Source organism: Ralstonia sp. VS2407, from assembly GCF_052950655.1.
In genome coordinates this window covers 1-22,353 of sequence record NZ_JBRFVG010000006.1, presented here as the reverse complement: position 1 = coordinate 22,353, position 22,353 = coordinate 1, and the positions used below count along the sequence as shown (strand labels likewise).

Sequence of the window (22,353 nt, the reverse complement as noted above, 5' to 3'; positions counted from 1 at the left end):
CTGTCTTGGTGTTCGGCACCGGAAGGGCAGCGTGTCGGTGCCACCTGGGCAAACCGCACCCTCGATTCACGATATATCAATGCATATTCATTGGTATATCAGTGAGGAAAATTGAGGATTCAACCGGAACCCGGCTCGATTGGCGTTTTGCCGCCGAAGACCTGTTCACAAATACGAAAGCTCACCGCCGTATCGCCCGGCTGAAGGGTGACGCCACAGGGCCAGTTACCTAAGATGCTGCGCTCCCGACGGGTTGCTACAAGCGGCCATGCCGGGTCCGACGGTCATGCGCAACACTACGTGCATGGCCGTCAACCTCTGGCCACCACTCAGTGCAACCCACTCCCGATGTCGAAGATCAGCAGCGCGAACGGTATCCCAAAGCGGCATGACAGCCCGCATGACGGGCCGCACGCAGGGCGCCCGACGCGCGTTGCACCTTCGCCCGCCTGCATCCCCCGGGCGCCGGGCCCTGGCCTCACGCAATTGCCCAAACCCGCCGCTGCACGCCAACCCGCCGCGCCAGCCCGCGTCAAAGCCTTGCGGACACTCGAAACGCGGCAGCGCCTGCACCGCTTGCGCAAAGAACTCGGCAAGATCGACCCACCACCCGGCTGCGCCCAAGACGCCCATGCCGACATCCTCGCGGCCATGGCACGCGCGGGCTTGGGCGGCTGGTCATTGCCCGCCCTCACCGACCCCGCCAATGCGCGCCATGCAGATGGATCGGTGACGGTGTCGCTGGTGTCGCACACCATCGTCTTCAACGCCGGGGGCGCGTTCCGCATCATCGACCTGCTGCCGCCTGGCAGCGTGTACTTCGAGTTGGCCGGGCGCGACGGCGCAGCGTTTGTGCTGCCGTGCGGCCGTGCCCCCGTCGCGGCCCATTAACGCACGGCACCACTGCGTTTAGAGGCTCGTCCCGATATCTCAACAATTCTCGCCTCAGGGTTATCCGCCATTTCGGCCGGCCCTCACCTTTTCGACACTCCTGCCACACCACCAATAAAACAAGGGGCGGAGACAGGTATGGACCGGAGGCAATTCGTACGGAGTTCAGTAGCACTGGGCGGCGCAATGATGCTGTCGCCCATGGCACGCGCGGCGGAGGCCGGCGTGTTTGCAGACAAGATCGTCTTTGGGCAGACGGTGGGGTTCGACAGCGTGTGGGGCGGGCTGTACAAGAACTACACCAATGGCCTGCTGGCCGGCTTCGAGCAAGTCAACGCCCAGGGCGGCGTGGCCGGCCGCAAGCTGGTCGTCAAGCGGCTCGAAGACAACTACCTGCCCGACAAGGCCGTGGCCAACGTCAAGACGCTCATGCAGGACGGCGTGTTCGGGCTGGTGTGCATGGGCGGCACCGGCAACACCATCGCCGCATTGCCGCTGCTGGAGCAATACCGCCTGCCTATGGTGGGCGCCATGACAGGCGCCACCGCCGCGCGCAAAGCCAGCGCACCGCTGTTCCACACGCGCGCCAGCTACGCCGACGAAGTCACGAAGATGGTGCAGCACGCCACCACCATCGGGCTCAAGCGCGTGGCCGTGGTCTACCAGGACAACCCCTTCGGCTCCGGCAATGCCGACGCTGCCAAAGCCGCCGCCAGCAAGTTCGGTGCGCAGATCGTTGCGCTCATTCCGCACAACGCCAAGGGCGACGACATCGACATGGTGGTCGACAAGATTGCCGCCGCCAACCCGCAGACCACGCTGCTGTTTACGTCGCCCGCCTCCGTGGCCGACATGCTGATGCGCTATCAGGCCAAGCACGGCCCCGTGCCATTGCCGCAGCCGTGGATCCTGTCTGTTACCACGCCCAAGACCGTGTTCGAGAAGGCAGGCACGCTGGCCCATGGCGTGGCTGTCACGCAGGTCATGCCGGGCCCCAACGTGCGGACCCAGCCGCTGGTGCGCGCGTTTCGCGAGGCCAATGACAAGTTCGGCGACCACAACAACCAGACCTACGAAGCGGTAGAGGGCTTTCTCACCGCCCGCGTCATCGTGGAGGGCCTGCGCGCCTGCGGCAGCAACCCCACGCGCGAAGGCTTAATTCAGGCGCTGGAAGGCTTCGGCACACGCGACTTTGGCGGCGTGCGGGTCCATTACGACCGCAACAACCACGCCGGGCTGGATTACGTGGACGTAACCATGATCGGAAGTAACGGCCACCTGGTCGGCTGAATCACGCGCGGCTTGTGCCGCTGCGCACACCGATGGCAACATGGCGCCATGCACCGCGTGGCCGGCCAGCCAACAGAACCCGCCCCAGAGGCGGGTTTTTTATTGCTGGCCGCTCACACAACCAGAAGGACGTGAAGCCCATGACAGAGATCCGCCCCGCGCAGTTTCCTGACGACATGGCCGCCGTGCAGGCCATCTTCCGTGAATACGTTGCCAGCCCGAGCGTCAGCCTGGATTTCCAGGACTACAAAGCCGAGTTTGCCGACCTGCCCGGCAAATACGCCGCACCGCGCGGTCAATTGCTGCTGGCATGGAAAGCCGACGCCGTGGTCGGCTGCGCCGCGTTCCGGGAGGTGGATGCAACCACGTGCGAGATGAAGCGCGTGTACGTCCGCCCCGCCGCACGCGGCGAACAGCTCGGCCGCCGCCTCGTCCAGCATCTACTACAAGACGCCCGCGCCGCTGGCTATGCCCGCATGTGCCTGGACGTGCTGCCCGAGTTCAAGGCCGCCCAGCAGCTCTACCTGTCGCTGGGCTTCACGCCCGCACCACCGGCCACGTTCAACCCGGTGCCAGGCACGCTGTTCCTGGGTCGGGCGCTGTAGCGCGCGGTTGCTAGAATCCTGGGCCGCCCTTTTTGAAGACGACCAATACAACGCGATGACGGTATCCCTAAGCCTGGACCCGCAGTTCTTCAACCTGCTGGCCGACAGCCACCAACGGCTGGTTGGCGCGCCGCTGTTCGACAGCACCATCGCGCGCGCTGATGCGGCCCGGTGGCTTTACAAAGACGCGCCGTTCTGCGTGCTGGCACACAACACCGATGCCGACCCGCGCTTCATCTATGCAAACCGCGCCGCGCAGCGCTGCTTTGAATACGATTGGAACGGCATCACAGCGTTGCGCTCGCGTTTTTCGGCCGAGCAGCCGAACCGCGAAGAACGCGCGCAGTTGCTCGAAGCGGTCCGCACCCGTGGGTTCGCCACGGGGTATCGCGGCGTGCGCATCTCGCGCTCCGGCAGGCGGTTCTGGATCGAGGGCGGCACCGTGTGGAATCTCGTCGACAGCGACGGTGTGTACCACGGGCAAGCTGCCACCTTCCATCAATGGCATGACGTGTGATTTGCGGGGCGAAAGCGCACGCGCAGATCGGCTTAGCATTCACCACGCCACACAACAACAACGTACGTTTCAAAGGGGTAGGAGTTGTCGAAAAAGATCCTCTCGCTGGTCTTGGCCTGCGCTTGCAGCATGAGCCAGGCGGCCTTCGGACAAATCTCAATGGCAGCGCCCCTGACGGACGCGCCGCAAAGCGAAGCGCTCCAGGCTGAAGTCATTCAAGCGGGCACACCTCAAGCGGAAGCGCCCATGCCGGAAGCCCCGCAAGCCGAAGCGCCCGCCCCGGAGCCCACCCCAAAAGCCGAGCCCATCGCCAAGGTCGAACAAAGCTATTGGGAAGCGGAAGGCCTGAGCGCGCGGATGCGTAAGGCGCGTGCGATCACGCTGTATATGCTGGACCCGGCCGTGGCATCGCTCAAGGCCGTGGACGAGGCGCAACTGAAAGACACCGGCTGCGAATACAGCACCGAAGACGCCACGCTCATCGCCAACTTTGTTGATTCCATCGAGCGCAACAGCGTGCGCAGTAATTCGTTCGCACTGCAGTTCGAGCCTCGCGAAGCCGTCTACCTGGCACTCGGCGGCGGCAGCGAGATGAAGCTGCTGTTTGAGAAGCCCTACCAGAACCAATCGGAAGTGCTCGGGCAGATCAACGGTCAGCCGGTCACGGTCGGCAAGAGCCTGGTGGAAGGCTTGTACCGATGGGCCGCGAGGGTTGACCGCGTCCGTCGCTGCGAAAGCTTTGTCGGCAAGTACCGCTAAGCCACACACGCGCCCTCAAAGCACAGGCGCCAACGCCCGCAGATTGGCATCCAGCACAAACTGCTGACACACGCTCGGCGCCAGCGGTCGGCTGAAGAAATACCCCTGAAACCGATCGCACCCGAGGGCTGACAGGCGCTTGAGCTGCTGTTCAGTCTCCACACCTTCCACCACCGTCGACAGGTTCAGCGTACGGCTCAGGCTGGCAATGCTGCGCACGATGTGCTCGTTGACGCTGCCCGCGCTCACGTCGGCCAGAGAGCGGTCGATCTTCACGGTGTCCAGCGGCAGTTCGCGCAGGTAGTGCAGCGACGTATGGCCCATCCCGAAATCATCGAGCGCGACTTTCACACCGGCCTCGCGCAGCTGCTTCAGGTTGCCGATGGCGTTGATGTCCGGCAGCAGCATCGTCGATTCGGTGATCTCCAGTTCAAGCTGCGTGGCCGACAACCCTTCGCGCTGCAGGATGTCGAGCACGTTCCGGTACAACCTGCAGTTCAGCAACTGCCGTGGCGACAGATTCACGGCGACCACGAAATCGTCCGGCAAGATATCGCGCCAGGCAGCGCGCTGGCGGCATGCGAGCGACAGGATGCGTAGGCCGAGTTGGTCGATCTGGCCGATGTCATCGGCCAGCGCCACGACGATCGGCGGGGCCACGCGCCCCAGCACCGGATGCTGCCACCGCAGCAGCGCCTCGGCCCCAAACACGCGCCCGGTGGTGCAATCCACCTGCGGCTGAAACTCCAGAAAGATCTGGCCTTCCTTCTTGATGGCGGCTTCCAGGTCGCTGGCCAGCGCCACCGCCATGCGGCCTTCGTCGCCGGGCAGGTCCAGACAGCGCCGGCACTTCAGGCTCACTTCGGGCGACTCGACAATCCGCAGCAAAGACGCAAGCACATCCTGACTGCGCCGTGCGGACAGCACATCCGCCATGCGCACAAACGGCAGGTAAATGACCGCGCCCACCGCCAGGCCGATGAGCTGCACCACCGCGCCCCACACCGAGCCGGTGGCCGCGTAGCCGCTGAACAGCGCCGGGGTGGTCCACGCCACGGGGTAGCCGGTCTTGGGCATCAGGTCCGCAATGGTGGCCGCATAGGCAATCAGGATCTGCACCAGCGGCGTGAGCAGAAACGGAATCGCATAGACCGGGTTGAGCACAAGCGGCAACCCGAACAGCAAGGGTTCGTTCACGTTGAACAGCGCCGGCAGCATGACGACCATCGCCATCTTGCGGCCGCGCAGCGTGCGCCTGGACATCAGCAGTGCCAGGATCAGGCTGAGCGTGCCGCCCGAGCCCCCCATGCGCGCGAACACCGCGAAGAAGTGATAGGTAAAGATGAACTGCGGCTGGCCTCCACTGGCAACCGCCACGGCATTGGCCTGCGTGGCCGGCTCCAGGATGTGCTGGTGCACCGCATACAGCGCGTTCGGCCCATGAATGCCGAACAGCCAGAGGATCTGCGCCACGGTTTCGTAGCCCAAGCCAAACAGCAGGCTGTTGGCCACTTCCGAATACGGCGTCGCCAGCAGCGCGCCCAATGCCGCCGTGAGCTGCGGCCAGCCCGCCCAGGCCATGCCGGCTTTGAGCAGGGCAAACGTCAGGATCGTCAGCATGCCGGCCGGCATGACCGACAGCACATCGCCCACCAGCAGATCGTTGCTCAAATGGTGAGACGGAATGCGCAAACGGCGGATGCCGCACAGCTTCAGAAACAGGCTGCCGCCCAACGACGCAACCAGCAATGCGCCAAACAGCCCCTGCCCCAGCGAGAGCGATGCCATCAAAGACGCATCCGCATCCGGCGCAATGAGCGTAAAGAAGCACGACACCACCACCACGGCCGCCACCGTCGGGTTGACCACGCGATGCCCACCGCGCTGGTTGTACAACTGCGCCAACACATCGGCAAACCCGAACAACGCAACCAACGAACCGATGCCGACCGTGCCCGCCAGCACGCTGTCGCAAAACGCATCCAGCCGCGCGCCAAAGGCCTCCATCAACACCTGCCGCATGCCGGCGGTGGGCGGATTGCGCAACAGCAGCGCCAGCGCGCCCACCATGATGAGCGGCAAAGAGAGCGCCAGCCCGCGCCGAATGGCAATGAAATACGGCCCACGGTCGAAGCGCTCGGCAGCGCTCAACAACCTCAGCCAGGGCGATAGCGCCTGCGTCGTCATAGGACTGGATTTTGTTCGAGGTGAGTCGGCAACATCCCCGGTCGCCCGGAGCGTTGCCTATCGGGCTATGCATCGTAATCGACACGAAGCGGCGTGCGCTGAAGCGAAACCCCTTACGCAATACGCAAAAATGCTCACCCGCCCATGGCAAGCTTTGTGCAATACCTAGGGGAAACCCGAAGCCATGACGCGCCACTTGCACCAGGCGCGCACCACATCAAGGCATCGGCACCAACATGGCGCCCGCCCTATGTACGGCGCGCCCCAGAATCTGCAACGATCTTGCTTATGTCGATTTCCCTTCGTGCGCCCCGCACCGTGAAACTCCCTGCCCCCTTGCTTTCCCTGCTCCGCCTTGTGCGCGACCCGCACCGGCGCTATCGGCATGCCCGGTACATCCACGCAACGCGCGTCGGCCTCGGCGTGCTGCTCTCCATTGCTGTCACGTCGGGCTTTGGCTGGCCGCATGGCGAGTGGGCCACCATCTCGCTGCTGATCGTCATTGCCGGCCTGCAACACCACGGCAACATCCGCAAGCGCGCGGCAGAGCGTGCGTGGGGCACCCTCATCGGCGCCGTGGCGGGCCTACTGATCATCGTTCAGCAGACGTGGCTCGGGCACCTGCCGCTTACGTACGCGCTCACGGCCATCGCGTGCGGCATCTGCGCGTATCACGCCATCGGCAAGGGCGGCTATATCGCGCTGCTCGCCGCCATCACGCTCGTCATCGTGGTGGGGCATGGCGACAACAACCTGCTCGACGGCGCCTGGCGCACGCTCAACGTGCTGGTGGGGATTGCGATTGCGCTGCTGTTCTCGTTTGCGCTGCCGCTGTATGCCACGTATTCGTGGCGCTACCGGCTGGCCGATGCGCTACGCGAATGCGCCGGGGCGTATGCCAACCTCGGCCACACCAGTGAAGCCCCGGGCGAGCGCAGCGAGCAGCTCGGCAAGCTCAACACGCTGCTCGTGCAACTGCGCTCGCTCATGCCGTCGGTGTCCAAAGAGATTGACGTGCCCGTCGAGCGCCTGGAGAACATCCAGCGCAGCCTGCGCATCTGCATCAGCACGCTCGAACTGCTCAACGCGACCCACGGGACGATGGGCCAACCCAGCGGCGGCGCACTGCCCGGCGTGGGTGCGCGGCGCATCCGCGACACGCTGATCGGCATGTCGCGGGCACTGCGGTTCGGCACGGTGGCGCGCTTGGCTCGGCCACGCGCGGCCGACCGCGCCGAGGTAAGCCCCGCACCCGGCACGCCCACTGTGGAAAGCGCGCTGGCCGAAGGCTTTGCCAACGAGATCGAGAACCTCCGACGGCAACTGCTGGCGATTGCGCCGCAGTGGAATATCGGGTGAAGCGGGGGCACCTGCCTAGGCGCTCCCCCTGCGACTTACCTCGGCGGTGTTCGCCACCGGCGTCGAGCAATGTCGCGTCACCTCACTTGGCCAGCGCCGCAACCTCCGCGGCACTCAATGCGCCCGCCTGCACGCGCAAGCCCTGAATGCGCCCGTTGAACGATGGATGCGCCCAGTTCCGCCCCAGGAAGGTGACCTGATCGCCCACCTGCCGCGGCGACAGCAGCATGTCGTCGGTCTTGCCCACCTCGGTACCGTCAACGTAGAGGCGGCAGGTGTTGCCCTGCAGCGTGACGGCCACATGGACCCAGCGCCGAATCGGCATGGCCCACGGCGCTGCCACAACCTGCGCGTCGTTGGCTCCTGCGCCGAAGATCCCGAAGCGCAGCACGCCGCTACTGCCAGACTGTGGGGCGATGAACATGGAGCTGAATCCATCCTGCCCTGAGAAAAACATGCAGGTGTCCCAGTGCAACCCGTTCGCGTAGGCCCAGAAAGACAGGCTGAAGTCGTCGAGGTCACTGAACACCCCGGACGGCAATTGCAGGCCGGCCTTCTGGCCATCGAACGCGATGGCCTTGTCGCTGACACGCCCGTCACCCCAGGTCGCGCCGTCCAGCAGCGTGCCCTGCACCAAGGTCGTGGTGCCAGCGGGGGTGAGTAGCGCGCCGACCGTGCCGGTGCCGTTCGGATCGTTCAGCGGCAGCGACAGGCGGAGCTCGCCAGGAACGGCGATGCGGGCCACGTTGGAGCCGGCGCCCGAGGCACCGGCGCCCTGGGCGGTGATCTGGTAGAACCAGACGCCGTTGGGCGGGATATCGGTGTAGGTAAGCAGCTCGCTCGCCGAAACGGTGCCTAACAGGTTGAAGGGGCCGTTGGCCTGGCTTGCGCGCTTGACCGCATACGCGGTTGCCCCGACGCTGCCCCACCACGACAGCACGACGCGGTTGCCGCGCAGGTTGGCCGTGAGGCCAGACGGCGGCTTCATCGGGCCCGCATAGTCCACGCGACGATGGATCAGCGTCGGCCACATGACGTCGTCGCTGCTGCCGCCGTACTTCGGCTCGACCAACTTCACGATGCGCGAGACGTTGGGCGCCGCCAGCCCCATGCGGTTCACGTAGTGGTTGTAGATCGGCTCCCAGGCGTTGCGGCCGTGCTGGAACGACTGGTTCACCTGCGTCCACAGGTTCGTGTGCGGCTGCGACGGATCCTGTTCACGCGCATAGGGCATGGGATAGGTCTTGCCGTTCTCGTCCAGCAGGTTGGAGCGCGCCACGTATTCGGCTGCTGCGAGGAAGCGATTGTTGTGCATCCCGTAGAGATCGTCGCCCTGGTTCCACGCCATCTCCAGCAGGTCGCCGCCCAGCGACATGCCCAGTGTCGAGTGCCCCTGGTCGCGGCCGCTCTCCTCCCATTGCCCGAAATGGCCGGGGTGCATGAAATACACGCTATGCACGATGGAGCCATTGCCAAACATCTTCAGCGTGCCGCGGTTGTTGCCGGCGTAGTAGTCAACGGCCAGGCGATAGAGGTCGGGCCGGTCGCAGAACACGCCGATCGACAGCGCACCGCACAGCGATGCCATGTCCCAGTTGGCGTGAGACCCCAGCGCTGCGTTGTTGAGACGGTTTTGCGAGATGCCCGCAAAGACGTTGAGCAGCATGTCCTGAAAGCGCTTCAGGCTCGCCGGCGCCCAGCCGGAGTAGGTACGCAGGATCTCGCCGATCTGCGCCAACTGGTGGCCTTGGATGCCGGCCAGGATGATGAAGGTGTGGTCATCATGGGCGGTCGAGCCGGGCGGCACCGTTCCAACCTCCTTAAGCGTGTTCGCCCAGGCATCCAGGAACTCCACGGCCTTGTCGGCATAGCGGTTGTCCTGCGGGTCGGACAGCTTCCAGCGCAGTACCAGGGTCCAGGCGTGCCAGATGTCGCCGTACAAAGCGTACTTGGTACTGTCGGCCCGGTAGACCGCGGGCTGCGGATTCGGCTTGGCGGTCAAGGAGGCGTTGGGCTCGGCGCACAGCTTGTTCCACCAGCCCGTCCACGGCTCCTGGCCAGCCTTGATGAGCGCGCGGATGCGGGTGGCATCGTCTTCGGTGACCAGCAGCCCCGGGTGGCGGAAGACGCCGCTCTCTGAAGCCGGCACAGCCTCAGGCGCGGGCGTCGCAGGTGCCGGGGCGGTCGTGGCCTGGCCTCCTCCGGTCTTTTCCTGCGTCGGACCCAGCCCCTGCGCAGAGGCGTCATCGACACCGCCGCCGCACCCCGGCAGCAGCGGCAGCATGGGGAACAACCCCAGCCCCAGTGTCAACGCGCGACGTACAGGATTGGGTAACTCGCTAACGTTTGCGTACTCCACCGACTTTTTGGACATATTGATTGACCCGACTGTTTTTTGTAGTGGCGCAACCGTAGGTCAGTGTGCGAATGCGCGTCAACGCAATCTCCAAAACGATGAGGATTTTTGAGTGTTCGGGCGCAATGCTTTGCGCTCTTAGCGGGCCGCCATCACACGACGCGCCCTCCAGCGCCATGAAGCCATCGAGGCCCACCCATCGAAAGGAGGTGGGCGCGGGCATGCGGGTCATTCCACGAGTTCTGCAATTTCGTCGACTTCGAGCGTCTTGCCGAACTTGTTTTTCAAGCCGTGCCCCCACGCATGAACATGCGCGCCGGGTGTGAGGTAGGAAGCCAGTTCCGTCGCAGCATGGGGCGGCATACGCAACGAGGTGCCGTCATCGAGCAACGCGCCGCGCAGCTCACCCTTCGGCCCGAACAGAGAGAGCTTGACCTCGCCCGCGGCCTCCATCGGCCGATGCGCACCGGCGCGTTTGGGGGGCTTGTCCCCCTTGGCGGGCGGACCTTCATCGAGGATGACCTTGCCGCTCTCAGTGGTGAGCGAGATCGCCGCGATCATGTCGGCGCCTCTGGGCTTCACCCCGCGTATGCGGATCTTGTCGCCCAGCGCAACATACCGGGCAAGGTGTCGCGACAGATGGGGCGGCACGTGAACTTGCCGAGGAGTGCGACCACCCAGCACAAAGCCATCGACGTCCCCTTCCGGGTTCAGAAGGAAGTTGCGTACCGTGCCGCGGACTTCCGGAAGACTCTCAGGATCGATCCAATGCATTGCATGTCCTCGCTGTGGGTTGGGTTGGAGAAAGGAAATGGGCGCGATACCGGCGTGGCATTTGGCCAACCGCGCCCTTCTGCGGCGGCGCAACGATCATGCCCATGGGCTATCACTGGCCGATGTCGGAGTCGCATTCACTGCCACCGGCGGCAGTGCACCGCTTCCTCAATAATTCTCAGCAACGCGTGCTGGTCCAGGGCCACGTGAGTAGACTTGCCCGTAGCCATAGTTCACGCGCCTACGTGACGAAAGTGGTCGGGAAGCCCCGGGGATTGACCACCTCGGGGCTTTTTTCTTTTCAGGGAGTCAATATCCCTCCTCTCTTCCCGCCGCTCCGCCTGTGCCCGAACGCCGTCGTTGCGCAAAGGCCGTAGCTGCCCGATATGCCCATGCCCACAACACGATCTGTGCTCGATACCCACTGGGCCAAACGCCGTGGCCTGAAACAGCTCCGCGCGCTCGCCCTTGCGCTGCCGCTGGTCTGTCTGCAGATTGCCGGCGCCGAGCCTCTGCACAATCGCGCGGCCCCCTGCCGGGTCGGCAATGACGCAGCCATCGACGCGGATCACGGTGCACGCACTGGCTGGCACCCCGTGCCGGCCGGCCAATTCGGCGTCAGCGCCGATGCCAACGCCTACACCGTCGACACGGGCGCCGGACTGGTATTCAAGATCCGAACGCGAGGCGCCAACGGCGGTGACCGGGGCAAGGGCGACATCGTCTCAATGCTCTGGCATGGCGTGCAGTATCAAGACCCGCGCAAGGGCAGCCAGGTGAACTCCGGTTTTTCTGGCCTGTATGACGGGGATGAGCGCGTCAATGTAGACGCGGCGCGCGTGGGCAATGACGCCATCAAGATCACCGTCAGCGCGGGGGCATTGACCCACGTCTACATGGCGCGCCGTGGGCAACCCAACATCTACATGGCGACGTATTTCACCGCCGAGCCCAAGCCCAATCTCGTGCGCTTTGTCGTTCGGGTGCCGCACGCGCGCCTGCCCGATGGGCCGCCATGCGCAGACATCACCACCGCCGTGCGCGGTGTGGAAGCCCATGACGTCTTTGGGTTGGCCGACGGCCAAACGCGCTCCAAGCATTACTCCAACATGCGCCTGAAAGACTGGCAGTACTTTGGCGCCACGGGCCCAGGCGCGGGCATGTGGATGGTGCGCGACAACAACGAGGGCGGGTCGGGCGGGCCGTTCTACCGCAGCCTCCTCGACCAGGGTGCTGAAGACCAGGAGCTGACCTATATCGTCAACTACGGTGAGAACCAGACCGAGCCCTACCGCATGGGTATTCTCAACAGCTACGTTCTGGCCTTTACCGATGGCGAACCGCCCAGTGAAGTCGACACCCACTGGTTCAAAGACATGGGCCTGCCCGGCTACGTGCCCGAGAACGATCGCGGCGCACTCGAAGGCCGCTTTACCGGATTGACTGAAGACGCGCCGTACACCCTGGCGCTCAGCAACGCGCATGCGCAGTACTGGGGCGATGTCGCTGCAAAAGACGGCCACTTCCATGTGCGCGGCATGCTGCCAGGCCAGTATCAGGCGACGCTGTACCGCAACGAGCTGGAAGTGAAACGCTTCAACGTCGATGTGCAGCCCGCCCGCACGACGCCTTGTGCATGCGGCGGTGTCGACCACGACCCGCAACACGATGCCGCGCTGTGGCGCATCGGCACCTGGGACGGCACCCCGCGCGAGTTCCGCAACGGCGACAAGGTCACGGTGATGCATCCCTCCGACGTGCGGATGCAACCGTGGACCGGCCCCGAATACATCGTCGGCCGCTCCACCCCCGCCAACGATTTCCCCGCCTACCAGTGGAAAGCCGTCAACGGCACGCTGGTTGTGCGCTTCAACCTCAGCCAGCGCGACATTGCCGATCACCGGCTGCGCATCGGCATCACCACGGCCTTTGCCCACGCCCGCCCCAGCATCACGGTCAACCAGTGGAGCGCGCCCGCGCCGCAACCCGCAGTGGAACCGGCCACGCGCAGCCTTACAGCCGGCTCCTATCGCGGCAACAACGCCACCTTTGCGTTCGACATTCCAGCGTCGGCCTTTGTGGCGGGCCTGAATGAACTCAAGATCAACGTCGTCAGCGGGAATGCCGGAGAAGGCTTTCTCAGCCCCGGTTACGCGTTCGACGCCGTCGATTTGCTGAAGTAACAGCACACACGGGGGCCGCCAACAAACCGCGGCGGCCCCCCGGCTGCACGCAGGCTTACACGACGCTGTCTTCTTCGGCCTCGTCTTCGGGCTGCTTGGGTTGCACTGGTGGCTGCATAGTCGGCTGTGAAGCGGACGCATCCACCGTCGCGCCGTCCTCGACAACCTCTTGCGAATCATCCTGCCCAGCCGGCGACTGCGACGGATCTTCCAGGCGCGCCTTCAGGCCGGCCAGATAGTTCTCGGCGTGGTCCTGCGCTTCTGAAACGCCCATATTGATACCCGCGTTGATGGCCTTCTCGGCAACGATCTTGGTGATGCCTTCCTTCATTGCCAGCCGAACTTCCGGGCCGCCGATGTTGCCGATGGCGGCGGCCGCCAGGTTGAGGCCCGCCTCTTCCAGCGCCTTCTTCACGTTGCCGCCGCTGACCATTGCATGCAGGACGTTGCAGCCTTGGGACTCGGCTTCCAGCGCCGTGGATGCAGCGTCCGCAAGCTCACCAATGCCGGGAATGAAGCTCAGCGCGCCCACCGCCATGGATGCCCAGTCAAGCAGCTTGCCTTCCACCTTGAGCGCGGTATCGATGGCGTGCATCAGGAAACCGCCGTTGTGCTTGGGCGACTTGATCTCGGGCTGGTCGGCCGTGCCCATCAACATGCAGGCCACGGCGTTCTTGTCTGCGTCGGTCTTGGGCGTGTGGGTCTGCGGCTTCTGCACGGTCTGGTTGGCCTGCGACAGGTTGCCGTAGAACTTCTGGAAATCGCGGCCGGCGATATTTCCGGAATCCACCGTATGGCCGCCGCCGAAATCGAAGAAGCCGTGGTGCGTCTTGTAACCCGTGATGGCGTTGTTCATCAGGCTGAACAGCACCGGGTCTTGCAGCAGATTCTTCGCTCCCTGCCGGACATTCGGGTCGAGCTGCTTGTCGTTCGCCATGCTCGACAGCTTGTCTCGCGTGAGATCGCCGTCGCCAAAGAACGCTGCCTGGTTGCCGTTCATCGTCTTGAGCGTGTTCAGCTCGGCTTGCGTCAGGCTCATGGATGAGGACGCAGCTTGCAGGAAGTCTGCCTTCTTGACCTCGCCCCCGCCCGTCAGCCGGTTCCAGGCGTCTTGATGGTCGAGGAAGTACTGCGCCGCTGCAATGACCTGCGGCGGCGTCTTGCCGGTCTTGGCGTCGCCATCAACGATCTGCTGGAACTCGTCTTTGCCCAGATTCTTCGTGAGGTTGTCGGAATACTTGTAAAGCTCGCGCAGCGCATCGCTTTCCGACATGACGGAAGGCTGACCATTCGCATTGCCGTCCGACGGGATGTAGTTCTGCTCGAAGCTCTTGGCCTGTTGCTCGTTGAACGCGCTCACCTGCGCGTGTTCCGCAGTAAAGGCATCCAGGTCATTGGCCTTGATCTTGCCGCCGCAACGTCCGTCACCTTGCGAGCCGATGGCGGTGAACAGGCGCTGGTCTTGTGCCAAGCCCTGCAGCGCCGCTTTCAGGTCAGGCGGCGTCGCGGGGTCGTTGATCTTGTCCTGCAGGCCATCCCAGCTGATCGGGCATTGGTCTTTGTGCCGATCCAGCACCGACACGATCTGCACTTCCGATTGGCTAAGCGTGCCGCCGTTCCACGTCACGGTGGACTGCGGCGACCCGGCCTGCTGTGAAGACGCTGCATTGCCCTGCTGGGGCGCCGCATTGGGCTGCGTCACTGCATGCCGGTTGCCGCTGTTCTGCGTGACGTCGTCGTCATCGTCGTCATCGTCATCGTTGTTTTGAGAAGCGAGCGACGCAGTCAGCTTAGCGCTGATGCCTTGGTAAAGGCTCAACTGCGTCTGGTCGGATGGGCCTTGCTGGCCCGGCAAACCGCCCATGCCCGCGATGGTCGTTGCGGTATCCACGGCCGCGTCGGCCATATCGCTCCGGCTTGCGTGCTTCGCCTCGCGGCTGGCAGTGTTGGATGAAGACATATGAACGGACATACCTGCTCCCACTTGAACACTTGAACGTGTCGTTGCGACCTGTGGCAAAGCCGGTATTTCGCGATCAAGTACGGATCACGCATGCCGTCATGCCTCGTATGGATCGCGTTTCCCTTCAACAGCCCGCCGACTCAGCACAACAAGGCTGGCCGAGCGGGCACGAATTGGCGCCCCGTATTGCAAGCGGAGGCCTGTGAACCCAGCGTAAGAGTGGAAAACGTCAGGAGCGGCTGCCTGGCCGAAAACATGGCTCGGCATGCGAAGTGGTTGGAACTCAAACTGCAGCGGGTGCGGCGGGTGCAGCGGGATCAGCGCCGATCTCGGCGTCCTATGGTCGTGTTCAAAGTGGTGACGTGCGTCACTGTCTGCGTTCTTTCGGCTCAAGCACCACGCGTTCGGGCGCGCGTGCACGGCGTTGCTGCGCAGCCCTATGCTGAAGCGGCAGCGACATTCCTCGCGTTGCCTCTCACGTCAATCTTTTGCGGTGCGGTCAACCCCACAACGCCTCAGCCAGCATGAACGTCAATAACGTCACTTCCTCCCGCAGTACGACGGTGCCAACCAGCAGTGCGCCCAGCACCTCTGGAGCACCCACGACCGGTTCACCGGATCGTGTGCGGAGAGCGCCTGCTGATGCCCCCGATATGCCACCGCCGCGCAGGCAACGGCTCAATACCGCAGAAGCCTCCGGCAGGCCGGCATTTCGGCACGTTCAACTCGGCAGCGTTGCGGCACCGGGCCGCCATGACGCGGGCGCTTCGACTTCAACCGAGCCCAACGCGCCCCTGCTCGACAATCGTCCGACCCTCGAAAGAATGGGCATCGAGCACCCCTTGCTGGGGCACTCTTGGTACGGCGAGACCGCAGGCGAGGTTCGCGCGGCCGGCAAGCAGCCTGCCGTCGACCGGCACGGCATGGGACAAACGCTTCAGACCGCAAGCGGCCCCAACCTGACGCCGCATCAACAGGCTGCCCTTGAGCACGCTAGGGCGAAGATCCGCAGCACTCTGCAAAGGCCACTGACCATGCTGCAGCAGGCGCTGGACAGAAATCTCGATCTGGAAGTCTCCAAGTTCCCGATCAAGAAGGTGGAATGGGCACTGGCACCGCTGCTGATGGCGGCAGAGAACGCGCGCAATCCGGGGCTGAACCTGGTTGCCCTACATATGGAAACAGCTGAAATCGGGGTAGATGACGACCACGAAGACGACCTGCCGCCGCTAACGAATTCACACAACTTCGGCGCGTTTATCGAATCTGCACCACACGGGCGATACAGGGCCATCGTCAACGACGGCCCGCACACCAGGGCGGCTGATATCCGAAAGGATGCGCAAGGAACGACCGTGATCGTGGTCGATCCCTTACGCAAGGAAAAGGACGAAACCGAGTACGACCAGTACGCTGACAACATCAGCACGGAAGCCGGTGAGCACGCAAAGTGTGCGTTCATCCCTGTGGACTTGCAGAAATCCGCTTTTGACTGCCGAATCTTCTCAATGTCGCTTGCATTGAAGATGCACGCGCGAGAAGGCGATTTTTCGGCGCTGCATGACGCGTTACGAGACGGCACAGACCCGGTACCGTTGGTGTCGCGCGCTAAGACCACAGAAGAGCTGGGTGCGTTGCTCGTGTTGGACGGGGCACCGCTGATCGACGCCCGCATGATGAAGCACAGCCATGCCGGCAGTTCGGTCAAACGCTACTTGGCAAGCCATCCGGATCAGTCGACCACACCCGTGAACAAGCGCGACGAGACACTACAAGACAGAACGAACCGACACCTCAAAGAACGCGTCATCTTGGCTCGCGCGGACCCGAATGCGACCGTGCCCTCGGCGCCGACAAAGACAGCGCGATTGAGCACGTCGATTGAGCACAAGCGCGTCTCCATGATCCAGCGCACGATGGCTTATCTGGATACGGCACCACCACAAGCCGTGGCACAGATGGCGCACCTTGTGTCGCGTGCCAGCCAGGAACTGTCGAAGCAATAGGGCCGTTGGCCGCTGCTGAGCTTGGGTTAGGCAAGCGATCGCCTATCGGTCGGGACGCCTCACATAGAGCTCGAGACCGGCCTCCACACGCCTGAGCGTGTGCTCCAACAGGATTTGCGCAACCTCCATCACCAGTAAAGCGATCTGCATCGTGACCGGCATGACGACGTCACCTGGTTTCCGACACATAACGCCGCAATAGAGTACGAGCTAGCCGGTCGTGGCCAACGGCTTGCCCGCTAACTGGGTCAACGACACCCAGTCAGCTCGCTTCAACGCCATTGCTGTGCTGGGGGGGTAAAGGGCACAACCGAAGACCATCAGAGGGCCCCGTAAGAACCGGCACACACACATCAAGCTGCCAGCTTCGCGTTCGGGTCGATGCCCTCCGACTGCTCGGCTGCGGGCTGCACGGCCAACTGATAGCCGCGCGAATACACCGTCTTGAGCTCAACGCCAGTCGCCTGGCCGAAGCCGAGCTTCTTGCGCAGCTTGTAGATGTGCTGCTCGATCGAGCGCTCTGCAATGCTGGCGTCTGTGCCCCATACGGCAGAGGCGATCTGCTGGCGTGACAAAAACGACCCGGACGAAGAGAACAACAGCCACGCCGTGGCAAATTCACGTGCGGTCAGGCGGATCGGTACGCCGTGCAATGTGGCGGTGCGGGTCAGCCGGCATAGACGGTAGGGCCCGGCCGCCAGTTGTGTATCGATGGCGACCTGCGTCGACTTGCCGGCCCCGCGCAGGATGCGCTGCACGCGCGCGCACAACTCCTCGGCAGTGAAGTGGCCGGAAATGACATCGTCGATGCCGGCATCGAAAGCGTCGAGTATTTCGTGGCGGCTCGCAAAGTCGCCAAACACCAAGGTGGGCCGGCACAGATTGGCATTGCGCCCGCGCCCGGAGAGCAACAGCCGGGCGGCAGAGCCGAACTGCTGCGCATCAATCATCACCACCTGAAACGCCTCGGTATGTCCGATGCGCATCAGGGCCAATGCGTCGTCGAACCGCACGCAGGTTACGCCCTGCGAAGACAGGCATGCTGCTATGTAGGTGAAACTGGATGGGTTGGTGGTGAGTACGGCAAATTTCATGGCAAGCCCCGACGGTGCGGGGTCGATCAACACGCCTACCCCGCTGTTGTGTTTCGCCACAGGATAGCGATCACAGTGTGTTCATCCATCCCTATGACTAGCGATGCGGCGGCGGTGGCGGCCGACCCTCGACCATTGAGCGGCAGCCCATGTGATCCGCTCGGCACCGCCCAGGGGCAGCAGTGACAGGCGCCAAGGGTCAAAGGATCAGGATGAGAAATCCGTGATCACCGTCACCCCGGCGGCTTCAAACCTGTTCATGTTGGTCAATGCCTCGATCGATGCGCTGAGGCTGATCTCCCTGCGCACCATTCGCCCAGGCTGCAGCTTGCCCGTGCGGATCATGTCGAGCATGGGGCCATAGCGATGGGCCTGCATGCCGTGGCTGCCCAGAATCTCCAGCTCATGCGCGATGACCTTGCTCATGGGCACAGCGGGTGTCGTGTGATCGCCCAGCATCAGGCCAACCTGCACATGCTTGCCGCGCCGGCGCAGATTGCTGATCGAGTTGAAGCAGGTGGCGGGGTGGCCCAGCGCATCGAGCGACACATGCGCGCCGCCTTGCGTGATGCCGCGCACGGCCTCAACCACGTCAGACTCACGCGATGCATTGACCGTGGCGACGGCACCGAGCGCGCGCGCCAACTCCAACGCGCTGTCAGAAATGTCGATGGCCACGACATTTGCGCCGATGGCGTTGGCGATCATGATGGCCGACAGGCCCACGCCGCCGCACCCGTGCACCGCAACCCATTGGCCGGCCGAGGTCTTGCCCTGGTCGACAACCGCACGAAACGCCGTCACGAAGCGGCAACCGAGGCTGGCCGCCGTGGTGAAGTCCAGGTCATCAGGCAAGCGCACGAGGTTCAGGTCGGCATAGCCAATGCCGACGTATTCAGCAAACGAGCCCCAGTGCGTAAAGCCAGGCTGAAACTGTTGTTCGCACACCTGTTGATGCCCCGCGTGGCATTCGGGGCAGTGACCACAGCCGGCCACGAACGGCACCGTTACACGGTCACCGACCTTCCAGCGCGTTACATCCGCGCCCACCGCCGCAACCACGCCGGCCAGCTCGTGACCCGGCACGTGCGGCAGCTCGATATCCGTGTCGTGGCCCATCCAGCCGTGCCAGTCGCTGCGGCAGACGCCGCTGGCCATGACCTGCACGACCACGCCATCCGATGCCGGAGTCGGGTCGGGAACGTTCATGTGCTTCGGCACGGCGCCGAAGGCTTCGTAGACAATGGCTTTCATGATTGCAACGCTTGGCGGATAAGCGTTGCAATATAAGCCCCAGCAGCCGAAAGTACCTTTCTAATTTGAGGGCGTTTCTGGAGTCTTTCGAAGCGCCCTTTCCAATTCCGACACGCCGTGGAAAGGAGATTTCATGGAAGCACTCGACACCATCGATCTGGGCCTTTTGGATCAGCTCCAGCAGGACGGACGCGTCTCCAATGCCAAGCTGGCGGAGCGCTTTTCGTTGAGTGAAGCGTCATGCTGGCGGCGGCTCAAGCGCCTGGATGATGCGGGCCTGATCGAGGGCTATCACGCGGCGCTCGACCGTCGCAAGCTTGGGATGGGCGTGATGGCCTACGTGCAGATCATGTGCACCCAACACACCGAAGAGGTGACGGCGGAGTTTGAACGGCTCATCCTGGCCAGCCCCAACATCCTGGCCTGCGACAACACCACGGGCGAAGCCGACTACCTGCTCCAGGTGGTCGCCACCGATCTGGACGACTACAGCCGCTTCGTTGAAAAGGTCTTGAGAAAACTGCCGGGTGTGTTTGGCATCCGCTCGAACATCTCGCTTCGTCAGGTGAAATCGACCAAGCGGTTGCCCATTGTCTGAGGCTTTGATGCTCTGCTGCTCTGCTGCTCTGCTGCTCTGCTGCTCTGCTGCGGCGCAGCGTCACCAAACCAACGTCTTTTTAAAAAACAGATTTGAGGATGTTTGAATTTCCGGCAACCAAACCGTTGCCCGCGCAGCACACATGTGCACGCGCACATACATTATTTCGGTAGTCCGCCGACTGTGATGGCGGCAAGGCCGATGGCACTGCGTGAATCCACGCCCACCTTTCTCATGATGTGCCCGACGTGGGTGCGCACCGTCCAGTAACTGATGTTCAGGGCCAGGGCGATCTGCTTGTCTGACATGCCCTTGAGCATCAGGTGGCAGACCTCGCCTTCGCGCGCAGTCACGCCAAACCGCTGCTGGAACCACGCAGACGACCCCACCACCCGCGCGATCAGGTGAACCCGATACACCGGCGCGGCGCAGCTGTCCTCACCCGGCCGCTCCACGCAAAACTCGAAGCCGTTCCACTGCGCGTCGCGCGATCCGTTGGCGACTGCAGCCAATTCGACATAGAGCGCATCACGCTCCTCACTGCTGACGCCGGCCAGGATGGCGCGGGCCTTTGCGTTCGGCTGGGGTGGCGACGTGCCGTTCAGCTCAAACGTGGGCGTGTGCATCTCGGTATCGGCGCCGACTTCCTCCGACTCCTGAATCACGCGAAGCTGCTGGGCATTCAGCAGATGCGGCTTCAGGAGGCTGAGCAGCAAGATCTCTCGCTCGCCGAAACGCTTTTTTGGGTCACTGGTGCTGAATCGATAGTCCAGCAACATCCCGTTGGCGTAGGGCAGGCGCAGGCTGACGCCCGGATACGCCTGATGCCGACAGAGATAGTCGGTGAAGTACTCCGAGCGGCCCCATTCCGCGCGGGAAATCTTCCGCTCGATCACCACGGGTTCAAAGCTGTCTTGGAGCAGCTCCGCGATCGGATCGAGCGCATGGAAATAGTGTCGGTACTCCGCGCGCATGCCCTGGTCCCGGCCCCACAAGGCGCTGGAATGTGGGTGATGCGCACCGCCCGGCCACCAGAACAACTGCGCCATGAGATCGACATGCAGCAGCGACCCGAGCTTTTGGATCAGCTCGGGGCGTTCGACAAGGCTGCCGCTCGCGGGCTCATGAAGACGCCCCGTGATATCGAGCAGGGCGCGCAATTCTGCAGTGGAAAGATCCATCAATGGCTTGGCCGGCCTACTACCGGGTGCTGAGTCTGGGAATTCGGTGTGGTGATCTGGTCACGCGTGTCAGCACCAATACAAATAGGACTATCGGCATAACGGCGCTGGGCTATAGCCCGTGCACTTCAGTGGTGCCAAGCGCTGCTGATTTCTGGTCAAAGCAGGATTTGGCCCACCCCGCGTAACGCACCCGCCCCGCACTGACCATCGCTATCCATAGCTATGGTTGCCGGCCGCCCGATTTTGCGATATTGCGCCTGCGGAGGACTGTCTGTCGGCTTTGAACCGGCACCCCCGCGGCCTTAACCGAAGTTGCATCGTGCTTTTCTGAGGGAACCCGCATGCCAGCGCCACTACTATCGTCGACCAGCCTGCCGGACTTATACCGCACCAGCCTTCCATCGACCGCCATGGTTGCGCGTTGGGACGCGGCGCCCGCACCGCTGGCCGTCATATTTCTGGACAGCTCGCTACTGAACGACTCCACCTGGCTGCCATCGCAGACCACGTTGCAGCCGATGGCGCTGAAAGACGTGCAGCAGATGCTGAGCGGCGCATTGCAACCACCCGTGCCGGCCGGCGGCGTGGGCGCCGACACATTGCTCGCCCATGCGGAGCCCAGGCCCCTTACGCGCCGCCAACACGACATTCTTCAAGAGGTGGTTTGCGGCCGCTCGAACTCTGAGATTGCGGAACGACTGCATATCAGCGTCGAAACCGTCAAAACCCACATGCGCCAACTGCTCGCGCGGCTGGGTGCGCGAAACCGCACGGAGCTGGCGACGATTTATCAACGCAGCCAACAGGTGAGCTAAGCGGGGCATCTAACGGCGCACCGGGTTCTGAACTCCACGTTCCGAGCTCCGAGCTCGGCGTGTCGAGTTCTGAACTCCATCTTCCGAGCTCTGAGCTCGGCGTGTCGAGCTCTGAACTCCATCTTCCGAGCTCTGAGCTCGGCGCGTCGAGTTCTGAACTCCATCTTCCGAGCTCCGAGCTCGGCGTGTCGAGTTCTGAACTCCATCTTCCGAGCTCCGAGCTCGGCGTGTCGAGCTCTGAACCCCATCTTCCGAGCTCCGAGCTCGGCGCTCGCCTCTCAAAGCTCCGATGTATCGGACCTTGGACAGCGGCGCTCCGCCCTCTGAGGGCGGCATTCGACAGTTTTAGCTCGGCAGTCGACCCTCTAACCTCGGCACGCGAGTGTTTGAGCTGAATCGCCCCGCTGCCAGTAGACACCTGTGAGCCTCAAACTAGAGGTTAGACAGGAGTTGCGATGAGTGCGCAGAGATACACCGAAGAATTCAAGGTCGAGGCGGTCAATCAGGTCTTGGACAGA

At 63.4% G+C, this 22,353-nt stretch carries 18 protein-coding genes; 10 read left to right on the top strand and 8 right to left on the bottom strand.

All coding sequences use genetic code 11. The features are described 5' to 3' along the window. Positions 1 to 348 precede the first annotated feature (348 nt). The 5 genes from ACU8YE_RS11895 (at position 349) to ACU8YE_RS11875 (ending at position 4,062) form a co-directional block, all read left to right on the top strand. A complete protein-coding gene (locus ACU8YE_RS11895; RefSeq protein WP_446928786.1) occupies positions 349 to 891 on the top strand; it encodes a hypothetical protein in 543 nt (180 codons plus the stop codon). 138 nt (positions 892 to 1,029) lie between these two features. Next, complete coding sequence (locus tag ACU8YE_RS11890; RefSeq protein WP_446928785.1) at positions 1,030 to 2,181, top strand: ABC transporter substrate-binding protein; 1,152 nt, start codon at positions 1,030 to 1,032, stop codon at positions 2,179 to 2,181. Between the two features lie 140 nt (positions 2,182 to 2,321). Beyond that, the gene (locus ACU8YE_RS11885; RefSeq protein WP_232040163.1) at positions 2,322 to 2,786 is read left to right on the top strand and encodes a GNAT family N-acetyltransferase; all 465 of its coding nucleotides are present in this window, start codon (positions 2,322 to 2,324) and stop codon (positions 2,784 to 2,786) included. Positions 2,787 to 2,841: 55 nt separating this feature from the next. Then, positions 2,842 to 3,303, top strand: coding sequence for an MEKHLA domain-containing protein (locus ACU8YE_RS11880; protein WP_446928784.1), 462 nt, complete (start codon positions 2,842 to 2,844; stop codon positions 3,301 to 3,303). Positions 3,304 to 3,462: 159 nt separating this feature from the next. Then, on the top strand, positions 3,463 to 4,062 hold the full coding sequence (locus tag ACU8YE_RS11875) for a hypothetical protein (RefSeq protein ID WP_446928783.1): 600 nt from the start codon (positions 3,463 to 3,465) through the stop codon (positions 4,060 to 4,062). Positions 4,063 to 4,077: 15 nt separating this feature from the next. On the opposite strand, the gene ACU8YE_RS11870 is transcribed toward ACU8YE_RS11875, so the two are convergent. Further along, on the bottom strand, positions 4,078 to 6,249 hold the full coding sequence (locus ACU8YE_RS11870) for a PTS sugar transporter subunit IIC/EAL domain-containing protein (RefSeq protein WP_446928782.1): 2,172 nt from the start codon (positions 6,247 to 6,249) through the stop codon (positions 4,078 to 4,080). Between the two features lie 288 nt (positions 6,250 to 6,537). Between ACU8YE_RS11870 and ACU8YE_RS11865 the strand changes: the two genes are divergently transcribed. After that, complete coding sequence (locus tag ACU8YE_RS11865; RefSeq protein WP_446928781.1) at positions 6,538 to 7,608, top strand: FUSC family protein; 1,071 nt, start codon at positions 6,538 to 6,540, stop codon at positions 7,606 to 7,608. Positions 7,609 to 7,690: 82 nt separating this feature from the next. Here ACU8YE_RS11865 and ACU8YE_RS11860 read toward each other — a convergent pair whose 3' ends face one another. Genes ACU8YE_RS11860 through ACU8YE_RS11850 form a run of 3 tightly spaced genes read right to left on the bottom strand, consistent with a single transcriptional unit; the run spans position 7,691 to position 10,738 of the window. Further along, positions 7,691 to 9,892: a LamG-like jellyroll fold domain-containing protein gene (locus tag ACU8YE_RS11860; RefSeq protein ID WP_446928780.1), complete on the bottom strand. Its 2,202-nt coding sequence runs from the start codon at positions 9,890 to 9,892 to the stop codon at positions 7,691 to 7,693. Positions 9,893 to 9,947: 55 nt separating this feature from the next. After that, positions 9,948 to 10,196, bottom strand: coding sequence for a hypothetical protein (locus tag ACU8YE_RS11855; protein ID WP_446928779.1), 249 nt, complete (start codon positions 10,194 to 10,196; stop codon positions 9,948 to 9,950). Next, on the bottom strand, positions 10,193 to 10,738 hold the full coding sequence (locus tag ACU8YE_RS11850; RefSeq protein ID WP_446928778.1) for a hypothetical protein: 546 nt from the start codon (positions 10,736 to 10,738) through the stop codon (positions 10,193 to 10,195). The genes ACU8YE_RS11855 and ACU8YE_RS11850 overlap by 4 nt, the downstream gene beginning before the upstream one ends. A 392-nt stretch (positions 10,739 to 11,130) precedes the next feature. Between ACU8YE_RS11850 and ACU8YE_RS11845 the strand changes: the two genes are divergently transcribed. Continuing rightward, positions 11,131 to 12,921 (top strand): rhamnogalacturonan lyase B N-terminal domain-containing protein, encoded by a 1,791-nt coding sequence (locus ACU8YE_RS11845; RefSeq protein ID WP_446928777.1) that lies wholly within the window; start codon positions 11,131 to 11,133, stop codon positions 12,919 to 12,921. A gap of 55 nt (positions 12,922 to 12,976) precedes the next feature. Here the strand turns inward: ACU8YE_RS11845 and ACU8YE_RS11840 are convergent, their stop codons facing one another. Next, positions 12,977 to 14,827 (bottom strand): HrpF/NolX family T3SS translocon protein, encoded by a 1,851-nt coding sequence (locus ACU8YE_RS11840; RefSeq protein WP_446928776.1) that lies wholly within the window; start codon positions 14,825 to 14,827, stop codon positions 12,977 to 12,979. A gap of 710 nt (positions 14,828 to 15,537) precedes the next feature. Here ACU8YE_RS11840 and ACU8YE_RS11835 point away from each other — a divergent pair. Beyond that, complete coding sequence (locus ACU8YE_RS11835; protein ID WP_446928775.1) at positions 15,538 to 16,890, top strand: YopJ family acetyltransferase; 1,353 nt, start codon at positions 15,538 to 15,540, stop codon at positions 16,888 to 16,890. 353 nt (positions 16,891 to 17,243) lie between these two features. On the opposite strand, the gene ACU8YE_RS11830 is transcribed toward ACU8YE_RS11835, so the two are convergent. Beyond that, a complete protein-coding gene (locus ACU8YE_RS11830; protein WP_316869432.1) occupies positions 17,244 to 17,984 on the bottom strand; it encodes a response regulator transcription factor in 741 nt (246 codons plus the stop codon). A 207-nt stretch (positions 17,985 to 18,191) separates the two neighbouring features. Beyond that, positions 18,192 to 19,238 carry a zinc-dependent alcohol dehydrogenase family protein gene (locus ACU8YE_RS11825; RefSeq protein WP_232040182.1) on the bottom strand — a complete coding sequence of 349 codons (1,047 nt, stop codon included), beginning with the start codon at positions 19,236 to 19,238 and terminating at the stop codon, positions 18,192 to 18,194. Between the two features lie 133 nt (positions 19,239 to 19,371). Here ACU8YE_RS11825 and ACU8YE_RS11820 point away from each other — a divergent pair, with 133 nt between their 5' ends. Beyond that, the gene (locus ACU8YE_RS11820) at positions 19,372 to 19,836 is read left to right on the top strand and encodes an Lrp/AsnC family transcriptional regulator (protein ID WP_316881556.1); all 465 of its coding nucleotides are present in this window, start codon (positions 19,372 to 19,374) and stop codon (positions 19,834 to 19,836) included. A 161-nt stretch (positions 19,837 to 19,997) separates the two neighbouring features. Here the strand turns inward: ACU8YE_RS11820 and ACU8YE_RS11815 are convergent, their stop codons facing one another. Continuing rightward, positions 19,998 to 21,017 carry a response regulator transcription factor gene (locus tag ACU8YE_RS11815; RefSeq protein ID WP_316869726.1) on the bottom strand — a complete coding sequence of 340 codons (1,020 nt, stop codon included), beginning with the start codon at positions 21,015 to 21,017 and terminating at the stop codon, positions 19,998 to 20,000. Between the two features lie 344 nt (positions 21,018 to 21,361). Between ACU8YE_RS11815 and ACU8YE_RS11810 the strand changes: the two genes are divergently transcribed. Then, entirely contained in the window at positions 21,362 to 21,835 is a 474-nt protein-coding gene (locus ACU8YE_RS11810) for a helix-turn-helix domain-containing protein (protein ID WP_260801229.1), read from the top strand. The last annotated feature ends 518 nt before the right edge of the window (positions 21,836 to 22,353 follow it).

Excerpts from the sequence above, each read along its gene's own strand:
- ACU8YE_RS11810 (WP_260801229.1), top strand. The coding sequence starts at position 21,362 with ATGCCAGCGCCACTACTATCGTCGACCAGCCTGCCGGACTTATACCGC.
- ACU8YE_RS11880 (WP_446928784.1), top strand. The coding sequence starts at position 2,842 with ATGACGGTATCCCTAAGCCTGGACCCGCAGTTCTTCAACCTGCTGGCC.
- ACU8YE_RS11865 (WP_446928781.1), top strand. The coding sequence starts at position 6,538 with ATGTCGATTTCCCTTCGTGCGCCCCGCACCGTGAAACTCCCTGCCCCC.
- ACU8YE_RS11890 (WP_446928785.1), top strand. The coding sequence starts at position 1,030 with ATGGACCGGAGGCAATTCGTACGGAGTTCAGTAGCACTGGGCGGCGCA.
- ACU8YE_RS11870 (WP_446928782.1), bottom strand. The coding sequence starts at position 6,249 with ATGACGACGCAGGCGCTATCGCCCTGGCTGAGGTTGTTGAGCGCTGCC.
- ACU8YE_RS11815 (WP_316869726.1), bottom strand. The coding sequence starts at position 21,017 with ATGGATCTTTCCACTGCAGAATTGCGCGCCCTGCTCGATATCACGGGG.
- ACU8YE_RS11830 (WP_316869432.1), bottom strand. The coding sequence starts at position 17,984 with ATGAAATTTGCCGTACTCACCACCAACCCATCCAGTTTCACCTACATA.
- ACU8YE_RS11840 (WP_446928776.1), bottom strand. The coding sequence starts at position 14,827 with ATGGCCGACGCGGCCGTGGATACCGCAACGACCATCGCGGGCATGGGC.
- ACU8YE_RS11855 (WP_446928779.1), bottom strand. The coding sequence starts at position 10,196 with ATGACCCGCATGCCCGCGCCCACCTCCTTTCGATGGGTGGGCCTCGAT.
- ACU8YE_RS11860 (WP_446928780.1), bottom strand. The coding sequence starts at position 9,892 with ATGCTGCCGCTGCTGCCGGGGTGCGGCGGCGGTGTCGATGACGCCTCT.
- ACU8YE_RS11875 (WP_446928783.1), top strand. The coding sequence starts at position 3,463 with ATGGCAGCGCCCCTGACGGACGCGCCGCAAAGCGAAGCGCTCCAGGCT.
- ACU8YE_RS11895 (WP_446928786.1), top strand. The coding sequence starts at position 349 with ATGTCGAAGATCAGCAGCGCGAACGGTATCCCAAAGCGGCATGACAGC.
- ACU8YE_RS11820 (WP_316881556.1), top strand. The coding sequence starts at position 19,372 with ATGGAAGCACTCGACACCATCGATCTGGGCCTTTTGGATCAGCTCCAG.
- ACU8YE_RS11845 (WP_446928777.1), top strand. The coding sequence starts at position 11,131 with ATGCCCACAACACGATCTGTGCTCGATACCCACTGGGCCAAACGCCGT.
- ACU8YE_RS11850 (WP_446928778.1), bottom strand. The coding sequence starts at position 10,738 with ATGCATTGGATCGATCCTGAGAGTCTTCCGGAAGTCCGCGGCACGGTA.
- ACU8YE_RS11885 (WP_232040163.1), top strand. The coding sequence starts at position 2,322 with ATGACAGAGATCCGCCCCGCGCAGTTTCCTGACGACATGGCCGCCGTG.
- ACU8YE_RS11825 (WP_232040182.1), bottom strand. The coding sequence starts at position 19,238 with ATGAAAGCCATTGTCTACGAAGCCTTCGGCGCCGTGCCGAAGCACATG.
- ACU8YE_RS11835 (WP_446928775.1), top strand. The coding sequence starts at position 15,538 with ATGCCACCGCCGCGCAGGCAACGGCTCAATACCGCAGAAGCCTCCGGC.